A 10,553-nucleotide genomic window follows, 5' to 3' on the forward strand; every position below is an offset into this window, starting at 1 on the left:
TACTAACGTAGCGCCTTGTCTGGCTCTAATTCAGAAGATCGTAGACAGGTTCTGAGAGGCTCTAGCCGTATTGCCGTAAAAATCGCAGGCAAAAAAAACCCGGGTTCTGGGGGATGAATCCGGGTCAAGACCATTAGGAGTAAATCAAGATACGCGGTCCACGGTATCTTGCCTGGCGGGGCACTTGGGGGGAGATGCCGCGCACCAGTAAGCTCAAGTATTGGTCATGTTTCCCCCGCGTCCAGGCAGGTTGCCGCGCTTTTTTAAACGGATTTGGAATACCGCTGCGGCTGCTGAGCACTCAGCCTTGTGCCAGCTGGCCCAGCAGCGCCACGGTCTGCTCGAGCACCGCATGATCCGTATAGAAATGTGGTGAAAGGCGCACGCCTTTGCCCCGTTGCGCGCAGATCACCTGTTCCTGGCGAAGGCGGGCGAACAGCTGCTGGTTATCCCAGCCGGTCAGGCTGAAGGTGAGGATGCCGGCGCGCCGCCGAGCGTCCAGCGGGCTGTGCAGGCGGACGCCGGGCAGGCGCTGCAGGCCCTGCTGGAGCAGCTGCATGCGTTCTTCCAGTTGCTCGCCGACCCTGGCCATGCCGACTTCCTCCAGCAGCGACAGGCTGGCCTCCAGGGCCATGGCGCCGAGCATGTTCGGGCTGCCGCATTCGAAGCGCCGCGCGCTGCGTGCCGGCTGCCAGTCGGTACGCTCGTAGTCGCCGGCATGTTCGAGCATGTGCCAGCCGTATTCATGCAGCGTCAGTTGTTCGCGCAGCTCGCTGCGGCAATAGAACACGCCCAGCCCTTCCGGGCCGAGCAGCCACTTGTGTCCGTCGGCCATGGCGAAGGCGCAGCCGCTGGCCTGCACGTCGAAGGGCAGGGCGCCGAGCTGCTGGATGGCGTCGATGCACAGCAGCACGCCGCGGCTGTGGCAGCCGGCACCGAGGCGCTCCAGGTCCAGGCGCAGGCCGCTGGCATATTGCACGGCACTGATCGCCAGCAGCCGCGTGCGCGGCCCGCAGGCGGCCAGCAGGTCGGCCTCCGGGTCCCGGCCCTGCAGGCTGACCTGGATCACCTCGACCCCGCGCGGCTTGAGCGCTTCCCAGACGATGCGGTTGGAGGGGAACTCCTCGTCGCTGATCACCACCTGGTCGCCGGTGCGCCAGTCGAGGCCGAAGGCGACGAACGACAGGGCCTCGGAGGTGTTCTTGACCAGGGCGATATCGCCGCGGCTCGGTGCATTGAGCAGGCGTTGCAGGCGTTCGCGCAGGCGCAGCTCGACTTTCAGCCAGTCCGGGTAGTCGCGGGCGCCGAGCCGGCTGTTCTGCTCGGCAAAGCGCTGCACGGCCTCTGCGGCGCGCCTTGGCCAGGGGGCGACGGCGGCGTGGTTGAGGTAACGCAGGCCGGCAATCTGGGGGAATTCGCTGGAAATGGCTGACATGGGCGATGATCCGTGCAATTTGGCGCTGAACAGGCATAATAACGCGCCCCGATTTTTCATCCTGTAGTCACTTTATGAACAAAGAACCTCGCAAAGTCCGTGAATTCCGCCGCCGCGAACAGGAAATTCTCGATACCGCGCTGAAGCTCTTCCTCGAACAGGGTGAAGACAGCGTAACCGTCGAGATGATCGCCGACGCGGTGGGTATCGGCAAAGGCACCATCTACAAGCACTTCAAGTCGAAGGCGGAGATCTACCTGCGCCTGATGCTCGACTACGAGCGCGACCTCAACGAGCTGCTGCATTCGGCCGACGTCGACCGCGACAAGGAAGCCCTGTCGCGCGCCTACTTCGAGTTCCGCATGCGCGACCCGCAGCGCTACCGGCTGTTCGACCGCCTGGAAGAGAAGGTGGTCAAGGGCAACCAGGTGCCGGAAATGGTCGACCAGCTGCACAAGATCCGCGCCTCCAACTTCGAGCGCCTGACCCAGCTGATCAAGGGTCGCATCGCCGAAGGCAAGCTGGAAGACGTGCCGCCGTACTTCCACTACTGCGCGGCCTGGGCCCTGGTGCATGGCGCCGTGGCGCTGTACCACTCGCCGTTCTGGAGCAACGTGCTGGAAGACCAGGATGGCTTCTTCCAGTTCCTCATGGACATCGGCGTGCGCATGGGCAACAAGCGCAAGCGCGACGGCGACACCCCGGCCGCCTGATGCCATTCAGCCCGCCAATGATGCGTACTTTACGCTCGCTGGCGGGCATATACTCCGGACTATACCCAGCCGGAGTCGCCCATGATCGTTGACCGCCAGGGCAGACGCTTTCGCAACCTGCGCATCAGCCTGACCGCCGCCTGCAACTACGCCTGCACCTACTGCGTGCCGAACGGCAAGCGCTTGGTCGCGGCCCAGGACGAGCTGTCCGCCGAAGCCATGGTGCGCGGCGTCGCCTACCTGATCGAGGCAGCCGGCATCGAACGCCTGCGCATCACCGGTGGCGAGCCGCTGGTCAGTCCCAAGCTCGAGCTGTTCCTGCGCCAGGTCAGCCAGCTCGGCCTCGCCGACATCAGCCTGACCAGCAACGGCCAGTTGCTCAGTCGCAAACTGCCGCTGCTGCTGGAATGCGGCATGCGCCGCCTGAACATCTCCCTGGATACCCTCGATCCGCAGGCGTTTGCCCAGATCGCCCGTGGCGGCGACCTGGCCAGCGTGCTGCATGGCCTGGAAGAGGCGCGTGCGGCGGGGTTGCAGGTGAAGATCAACATGGTGCCGCTGCGCGGGCACAACCACGAGCAGGTCCTGCCGCTGCTCGACTACTGCCTGGAGCGCGGCTTCGAGCTGCGCTTCATCGAACTGATGCGCATGGGTCACCTGGCCCGCGACGGCAATGCCTTCCAGCAGCAGTTCTACGGCATGGACGAGCTGCTGGCGCGCATCGGCGAACGCTACGAGTTCGTCCAGGCCGAGGCGCCGCTGGATGCCACCGCGCTGCGCTACGAGATTCCCGGGCAGGGCTTCTTCGGCGTGATCGCCAACGAAAGCGTGCCGTTCTGCCGCACCTGCTCGCGCCTGCGCCTGTCGTCCACCGGCTGGCTGCATGGCTGCCTGTCGTCGAGCAATCGCCATTATGTCGGCGACCTCCTCGACAAGCCGCGCCACCAGGCCCTGCCGGCGCTGCAGCGGCTGCTGGTGCAGGCCCTGGCCGACAAACAGGACATCGCCTTCTCGGGCGGGGTCACCGTGATGAAAATTATCGGCGGCTGATGATCTGCTGCGCGTCGGCCATGCGTCGTTGAAAACACGCTCGGAATGCTCATTTACTGCAGTAAACTCCGCTTCCTCGCATGTTTTCGCCTAGCCTGGCTCTAGCTCGCGAGATCATCAATTATTTGTGTATCTCAAAAATGTCTGCCGAATTCCCCATCGCCTATATCGAACCGGTATTCCGTCCGCCGAGCGAAGCCCACTCGCTGATCCTGCCGGTGACCAATGGCTGCTCGTGGAACCATTGCACCTTCTGCGAGATGTACACCCAGCCACAGAAGAAGTTCCGCGCCCGCGACGAGGCCGAGGTGCTCGAGGAAATCCGTCGCGCCGGCCAGCAGCTGATTGTCCAACGCGTGTTCCTCGCCGACGGCGATGCCCTGGTGCTGCCGACGCGGCGCCTGCTGAGCATCCTCACCGCCATCCGTGAGCACATGCCCGAGGTCACCCGCGTTTCCAGCTACTGCCTGCCGCGCAACCTGCGCAAGAAGTCGGTGAGCGAGCTCAGGGAACTGGCCGACGCCGGGCTGAAGATGGCCTATGTCGGTTGCGAATCCGGCGACGACGAGGTGCTGGCACGGGTCAACAAGGGCGAGACCTACGAGTCCAGCCTGAGCGCCCTGGAAAAACTCGGCGAAGCCGGCATCAGCCGCTCGGTGATGATTCTCAACGGCCTCGGCGGCACCCGCCTGAGCGAGCAGCACGCGGACAACTCGGCGCGCCTGATGAATGCCGCGCAGCCGGAGTTCCTCTCCACCCTGGTGGTCAGCTTCCCCACCGGCGAGGCGCGTTTCCGCGAAGGCTTTGCCGACTTCCAGCCGCTCGGCCAGCATGAGCTGTTCGTCGAAGTCGAGCGCCTGCTGCAGGGCCTGGAGCTGCGCGACACGGTGTTTCGCAGCGACCACGCCTCCAACTACCTGGTGCTCAAGGGCAACCTGGGGGCCGACAAGGCGCGTCTGCTGGCCCAGGTACGCCAGGCCATCGAGCAGCCGCAGGCGGCGCGCTTGCGCCAGGAGTGGCAGCGCGGCCTGTGAGTGACTGCCACGATTTGCTGCGCGTCGGCCATGCCAGGCTCTCGCTCGTAAAATCGTGAACAGCTTTTCAGCTTGGCGCGGAAGCTGCAGGGGCCGTCTATCCGCCGGTTTTCCGTCACCGGCCTGGGAGAATTTGCGATGCGTAGCTTGATTCTGCTGCTGGCCCTGTTCGGCCTGGGTGGCTGCATGAAGGTCAGCGATATGGCCGCCGGCACCGAGTACCACCTGCGCGATGCTGGCGTGCTCGACCACAGCGATACCCGCCGGGCCAACACCTGGCGCCTGCAGCCCGACTCCTTCGTGTTCATCGCCCAGAGCCACTTCGTGCCGCCGGGCAGTGCCTATCCGCGGCCCAACGTGGTGGCCGAGGAAGCCTTCAACGCCTTCGTCGAGTACTTCCCGCTGGTGCGTCGCGCGGCCCGGCCGCAGGGCCTGGAGGAGGCGATGAGCGAGGCGCGCAATGCCGGCGCCCACTACTTGCTGTACAGCCGCTTCGCTGGGGCCGACGACCGCATCGGCACGCTGGAGGAGTGGGATGACCAGGAAGCCCTGGATCGCCTGGGCGTGGACAGCGGCGTGATCCAGCTGATGCTGATCGAGACCAACACCCGTTACCTGGTGGACACCGCGCGCATCCACAATCGCGGCGGTTTCCTGACCTTCTATGACCAGCAGCCCCAGGACCTTCTGCGGCCGCCGTTCGAGCAATATGCCCGCGGCCTGCTGGGGGTCAGTTCGCAATAACCGCTGGGCGCCGCATACTGATAGGCGCAGCGATGAGGAGTAAGCAATGACCGATCCCGGCAAGGCCGGCAACCTGCTGGCGCAGATTCCCAAGGGCGAAGGCAAGGGCCTGCCGCCGGTGCACCTGTGGAATCCGGACTTCTGCGGCGATATCGACATGCGCATCGCCCGCGACGGCACCTGGTACTACCTGGGCACGCCGATCGGCCGCAAGCCGATGGTCAAGCTGTTCTCCACCATCATCCGCCGCGACGGCGACGACTACTTCCTGATCACACCGGTGGAGAAGGTCGGCATCACCGTCGACGATGCGCCGTTCGTGGCCGTGACCCTGCAGGTCGAAGGCGAGGGCGAGCAGCAGGTGCTGCGTTTCACCAGCAATGTCGACGACGAGATCGAGGCCGGCGCCGAGCACCCACTGCGGGTCGAACTGGACCCGCTGACCGATGAGCCGGCGCCCTACCTGCTGGTGCGCAGCAATCTGGAAGCGCTGGTACACCGCAACGTGTTCTACCAGCTGGTCGAGTTGGCCGTACCACGCCAGATCGACGGGCAGACCTGGCTGGGCGTCTGGAGCAGCGGCGAGTTCTTCCCCATCGGGCCGTTGCCGGAATAGGTGCCCCCTGTTCCGACTCGCATCCCCTCCCGTAGGCTGGGTTAGCCACAGGCGTAGCCCAGCGACAGCTAAACACCTCTCCTGCCCGTAGGGCTACTGCGGCAGCCTGGCGATCACCTTGATCTCGAAATCGAAGCCAGACAGCCAGGTCACGCCGATAGCGGTCACCGTCGGGTAAGGTGCTTCGCCCCAGTACTCGGCTGCTACTGCCCAGATGGTCTCGAATTTCGAGTCCGGGTCGACCATGAAGATGGTCGTATCGACCACATCATCGAAGCTACAGCCTGCCTCGGCCAGGATCGTATTGAGGTTGGCAAAGGTAAGGCGTACCTGCGCGCCCAGGTCCGGCTCGGGCGAACCATCCTTGCGGCTGCCGACTTGGCCGGACACGAACAGAAAGCCGTTGGAGCGAATCGCCGGCGAGTAGCGATGAAGCTCGTACAGCGCATGGCGGTCAGGTGGGAATACCCCATCACGTTTACGGGTCATTGCATGCCTCCATCGGGGCCATTGCGGCCGGTTGTTTACGATGGAGTCACTGTAAGAAGACGGCCGGTACCGATAAACGAGCAACACTGCCCAGCACTGTTTGTAGAATCCAAACAATCCCGATCAGCCCGGAGCCGCGATGGACCGTTTCGATGCGATGCAGGCATTCGCCCGCGTGGTGGAAACCGGCAGTTTCACCAAGGCCGCCGACACCCTGCACATGAGCAAGACCAGCGTGACCCAACTGGTGCAGCAACTGGAGGCGCGACTGCGCGTGCGCCTGCTCAACCGCACCACGCGCAAGGTCAACGTCACCGCCGACGGCGCCGCCTACTACGAGCGGGTGATCCGCCTGCTGGCCGACATGGACGACGCCGAAACCAGCCTGTCCGCCGCCTCGGCCGTGCCCAGGGGCAGGCTGCGGGTGGACGTGCCCAGCCCGCTGGCCAGCATGATCCTCATCCCGGCGCTGCCGGCCTTTCACCAGCGCTACCCCGAAATCCAGCTCGACCTGGGCGTCAGCGACCGCTACGTCGACCTGATCGGCGACAACGTGGACTGCGTGGTGCGCGGCGGCACCATCAGCGACCAGTCGCTGGTGGCCAGGCACCTGGGCGATCTGCAGCTAGGCGTGTACGCATCGCCCGGCTACCTGGCGCGCGCCGGCGTGCCCGCACACCCGAGCGAACTGGCGACGCACGCTATCGTCAGCTTCCTCGGCGCGCGCAGCCGCAAGGCCTTTGCCGGCATCCTGCAGCGCGGCGAGGAACGCATCGGCCTGCAGGGCCGCCCGGCCCTGGCGGTGGACGACGGCAACGCCTACCTCGCCGCCGGCCTGGCGGGCCTGGGCATCCTCTGGCTACCGCAATACATGGCCAAGCCCCACCGCGCCAGCGGCGCGCTGGTGCCGCTGTTCGAGGACTGGCAACTGGACCCGATGCCGCTCTACCTGGCCTACCCACCCAACCGGCATGTCAGCGCCAAGCTGCGGGTGTTTATCGATTGGGTGGTGGAGCTGATGAGGGAGCATGCGCAGCGCAGCGCGTGAGTTTGGCGCTGCGCGGTTAGGTGATGCGACGTTACTTGACCAGTTTTGAGGTTTTTCTGGGGGGCTGCTTTCGGCCAGAAGCAGTCATTCGCTCAAGACTGCTTTCGACCCATTGCTGCCGGTTGCATCAGGCGGTAAACCCTCGATGTGTTCAGCACGTTTGTCAGCGCGTTTTTCCGGGCTGACGCTCTATGAGGCGCAGAAAAACCTTGGCTTCGATAAATCAAAACAGGATTGCCGTTGGGCAATCCCGTTGTTAACAACCTTGGCCGGATAGCCCAGGTTGGTGCCGAGCCTTATGCCACCACCGGGATCAACGGGTCGGCCGCCGCAAGGGCGATTGCCCGATCCGCTGCCGGTGGGTAGATCCACTGGGTGTTGATCTGGGTTTTCAGCGCCTTGCCTTCCTCGCCGGTCAGCAGCACCTTGCGCTCCCAACCTTCGGTAAACACCGCGCCCCAGGCGCCCAGATCCAGGCAGGTGACGTACTTGTGCTGACTGTAGGCAATCGGCGTGACACCGAGCAGATCGGCAGCGGCGTTGTTGCCGGCCGAGCGGCCCAGGGCAATGGCGTGCTGGCAGGTCATCAGGGCGTGATTGCCCTGCTCATCCACGGCCGCGTAGGCGGTGTCGCCGGTGGCGTAGATGGCATCCTGGCCGAGCACCTTGAGGTTGCGGTCCACGTGCAGGCGGCCATGCGCGTCGCGCTCGCCGTTGATCTGCTGGGTCAGTGGCGAGGCCTTCACACCCACGGCAAAGATCACCGTGCTGGCTGCAATGCGTTCGCCGTTGCTCAGCTGTACGCCGTGCTCATCCACCCTGGATACTGGGCTGCCGAGCCGCCAGGTGACGCCCAGGCTGGCGCTGGCTTCGCTGACGACATCGGCGATTGCTTCACCCATGGCCCCGCCAATCCGCTTGGCCGTATCCACCACGATCACGCGAACATCGGTCTGTTCACCGAGGATGGCGCGCAGGCGTGCCGGCATTTCGGTGGCTGTTTCAATACCGGTAAAGCCGCCGCCGACCACCACCACGGTGTTGCGCGCGGCACTCTCCGGCTGCTGGGCCAGGCTTTGCAGATGGACGGCGAGACGCCGCGCCGACTCCAGGCTGTCGACATCGAAGGCAAAGCGTTCGACACCTTCCAGCGACGGGCGCGCCACCTGGCTGCCGGAGGCCAGAATCAGGCGATCATAGTCGAGCTCGGCCTCGGCACCCGACGCGTCGCGGTAGCTGACGCGCTTGCTCGCGGCATCGATCTGCGTGGCGCTGCCCTGGACGAAGCGCACTCCCACGGCCTCGAACAGCGGGCCGAGTGGTGCAACGGTGCTGGCCAGGTCGGACTCATAAAAGCGTGGGCGCACGCGCAGTTCCGCCTGGGGCGCAAGCAGGGTGACGTTGACGTCCAGGCGCTGCTGTTGATCGAGCAGGCGCACGGCGCTGAGTGCACTCCACATGCCGGCAAAGCCGGCACCGATGATCAGGATTTGCTGTTTCATAGTGTTAGGTTCCCGTGCTGAAGAGAAAGGCTGTTGGCTGACGACGGGAGTGATTCTGCCCCTGGCTTGGATCAGGGTATTGATCCATTCTTGCCTGAACTCATTGATCCACTTTGGAGCGAGCATGCCCGCCGACAAAACGCCACCGCAGGTGGTCTTCCTGTCGCTGGGCACGCCTGAGCAGGGCGTCAGCCTGCAGCGCTGGCTGTATGAGGCGTTGCGCGGCGCCATTCTCGGCGGCCGCCTGCCGGCTGGCAGCAAGCTGCCCAGCACGCGCGCGCTGGCCGAGCACTACCAGCTGGCACGTGGCACGGCCCAGGCGGCTTATCAGCAACTGCTGTCCGAGGGTTATCTGGAGGCTCAGACCGGCAGCGGCACGCGGGTTTGCCAGGTGTTGCCGGACGCCACGCTCAACGCCGGCTATGTGCGGCGCCGGGTCGTGGCCACGCAAGAGGCGCCGCGGACGCCGCCGGCCACGCCGTGGATCGAGCGCCTGGATGCGATCACTCCGGTATTTGCACGGCGCTCGGTGACGCCAGGGTTGCGGCCTTTCTTCCCGCACCGGGGCGATGTGCAGGCGTTCCCGGTCGATCTGTGGCGCAAGCTGCATATCCAGCAACTGCGCGCCTCACGGCTGTCCATCCTGCTCGACTCGGACCCCGGCGGCTTGCCGGCGCTGCGTGAAGCCATCGCCGGCTACCTGGCCATCGCCCGTGGTGTGCAGGTGCCGGCCGAACGCATTCTGGTGCTCAACAGCGTGCAGCAGGGGCTCGACCTGTGCCTGCGCCTGTTGGCACCGGGCAATGCCCAGGTATGGATGGAAGACCCCGGCTACCCCGGTGCGCGTCAGCTGATCGATGTATCGGGCGTGCAGCGAGTGGATGTGCCGGTCGACGCCTACGGCATTCAGGTGGACGAGGCCGTGCGCCTGGCTCCGAATGCCCGGCTGGCCTACGTCACACCCTCACGGCAGGCGCCGCTGGGCGGCGAACTTTCACCGGCGCGTCGGTTGGCGCTGTTGCAATGGGCGGCGCAGCACGGCAGCTATATCTTCGAGGACGACTATGACAGCGAATACCGCTTTATCGCCAAGCCGATTCCGGCACTGCGTTCGATGCCAGCGGCGGAGCAGTCGGTGATTCTCGCCGGCACCTTCAGCAAGCTGCTGTTTCCCTCCATCCGCCTGGCCTATCTGGTATTGCCGGCGCACCTGCTGGACAGCTTCACCCGCGCCGCCGCGCTGATGTCACGCCACGCCAACAGCCTGTCGCAAGCGGTGCTGGCCGACTTTATCCATGCAGGGCATTTCGACCGCCATGTGCGGCGCATGCGTAAGATCTACGCCTCACGCGCCGCGGCCTTCGCCGACTCAGCTCAGCGGCACTGGCAGGGGCTGATCGAGGTACCGGAGATCCGCGCCGGGCTGGATATCACCTGCAGCCTGCAGATGGACGACGAACAGGCTGCGTTCGCCCGACTGCAGGCCGCCGGTATCGACTGCATGCCGCTGGCGCGCTACTGCGTACAGCCCCGAGGACCGGGACTGGTACTGGGCTTTGCGCCCTACGCTGAGCGCGCTATCGAGGAGGCTGCCAGGGCGGTTGCGCTGGCATTGAGGCGATAAGGTCAGGCACTGGCGCATGCCTGGGTTTTAACCAGCATGACGGTGCCACAGCGCGACCGTCGCCAACAGGCAGAAAGCGGCCACTAGCGGCCGTTAAATGACCTCTTTCATGAGCCCCTCATTACCTGCGAAGCATTTAGAAAACAGTACCTCCGGTAGGCATGTGGATAGGCGCCGATACCGGACTAACCTGATAGCCAGTCAAAGCGAAACGGGACTGCAGCCCATGAGCGATGTTGAGAGTGAATCGCCCCGGGTTTTGTGGAGGCCGTTTCGTTTAAGTCAGGCCGCCATGGCC

At 64.8% G+C, this 10,553-nt stretch carries 10 protein-coding genes; 7 read left to right on the forward strand and 3 right to left on the reverse strand.

Going from position 1 to position 10,553, the window contains the following annotated elements:
- Window positions 1–301 precede the first annotated feature (301 nt).
- Complete coding sequence (locus F3I16_RS20715) at window positions 302–1,435, reverse strand: aminotransferase class V-fold PLP-dependent enzyme (protein ID WP_160495419.1); 1,134 nt, start codon at window positions 1,433–1,435, stop codon at window positions 302–304.
- Window positions 1,436–1,509: 74 nt separating this feature from the next.
- Between F3I16_RS20715 and F3I16_RS20720 the strand changes: the two genes are divergently transcribed.
- The 5 genes from F3I16_RS20720 to F3I16_RS20740 all read left to right on the forward strand — a co-directional run bounded on the left by F3I16_RS20720 (window position 1,510) and on the right by F3I16_RS20740 (window position 5,592).
- Window positions 1,510–2,148 carry a TetR/AcrR family transcriptional regulator gene (locus F3I16_RS20720; protein ID WP_160081347.1) on the forward strand — a complete coding sequence of 213 codons (639 nt, stop codon included), beginning with the start codon at window positions 1,510–1,512 and terminating at the stop codon, window positions 2,146–2,148.
- 81 nt (window positions 2,149–2,229) lie between these two features.
- Complete coding sequence (locus tag F3I16_RS20725; RefSeq protein WP_160495420.1) at window positions 2,230–3,198, forward strand: GTP 3',8-cyclase MoaA; 969 nt, start codon at window positions 2,230–2,232, stop codon at window positions 3,196–3,198.
- A gap of 140 nt (window positions 3,199–3,338) precedes the next feature.
- On the forward strand, window positions 3,339–4,232 hold the full coding sequence (locus F3I16_RS20730) for a radical SAM protein (protein ID WP_160495421.1): 894 nt from the start codon (window positions 3,339–3,341) through the stop codon (window positions 4,230–4,232).
- 138 nt (window positions 4,233–4,370) lie between these two features.
- Window positions 4,371–4,976 carry a DUF4823 domain-containing protein gene (locus F3I16_RS20735; RefSeq protein WP_160495422.1) on the forward strand — a complete coding sequence of 202 codons (606 nt, stop codon included), beginning with the start codon at window positions 4,371–4,373 and terminating at the stop codon, window positions 4,974–4,976.
- Between the two features lie 46 nt (window positions 4,977–5,022).
- Window positions 5,023–5,592: a DUF1285 domain-containing protein gene (locus tag F3I16_RS20740; RefSeq protein WP_160495423.1), complete on the forward strand. Its 570-nt coding sequence runs from the start codon at window positions 5,023–5,025 to the stop codon at window positions 5,590–5,592.
- A gap of 93 nt (window positions 5,593–5,685) precedes the next feature.
- Here F3I16_RS20740 and F3I16_RS20745 read toward each other — a convergent pair whose 3' ends face one another.
- Window positions 5,686–6,081 (reverse strand): RidA family protein, encoded by a 396-nt coding sequence (locus F3I16_RS20745; protein WP_160495424.1) that lies wholly within the window; start codon window positions 6,079–6,081, stop codon window positions 5,686–5,688.
- Between the two features lie 139 nt (window positions 6,082–6,220).
- Here F3I16_RS20745 and F3I16_RS20750 point away from each other — a divergent pair, with 139 nt between their 5' ends.
- The gene (locus tag F3I16_RS20750; RefSeq protein ID WP_160495425.1) at window positions 6,221–7,129 is read left to right on the forward strand and encodes a LysR family transcriptional regulator; all 909 of its coding nucleotides are present in this window, start codon (window positions 6,221–6,223) and stop codon (window positions 7,127–7,129) included.
- A gap of 296 nt (window positions 7,130–7,425) precedes the next feature.
- On the opposite strand, the gene F3I16_RS20755 is transcribed toward F3I16_RS20750, so the two are convergent.
- On the reverse strand, window positions 7,426–8,631 hold the full coding sequence (locus F3I16_RS20755) for an NAD(P)/FAD-dependent oxidoreductase (protein WP_160495426.1): 1,206 nt from the start codon (window positions 8,629–8,631) through the stop codon (window positions 7,426–7,428).
- Between the two features lie 124 nt (window positions 8,632–8,755).
- Between F3I16_RS20755 and F3I16_RS20760 the strand changes: the two genes are divergently transcribed.
- The gene (locus F3I16_RS20760) at window positions 8,756–10,255 is read left to right on the forward strand and encodes a PLP-dependent aminotransferase family protein (protein WP_160495427.1); all 1,500 of its coding nucleotides are present in this window, start codon (window positions 8,756–8,758) and stop codon (window positions 10,253–10,255) included.
- The last annotated feature ends 298 nt before the right edge of the window (window positions 10,256–10,553 follow it).

The sequence above is a fragment of the Pseudomonas sp. L-22-4S-12 genome (assembly GCF_009799935.1).
Lineage (GTDB): Bacteria > Pseudomonadota > Gammaproteobacteria > Pseudomonadales > Pseudomonadaceae > Aquipseudomonas.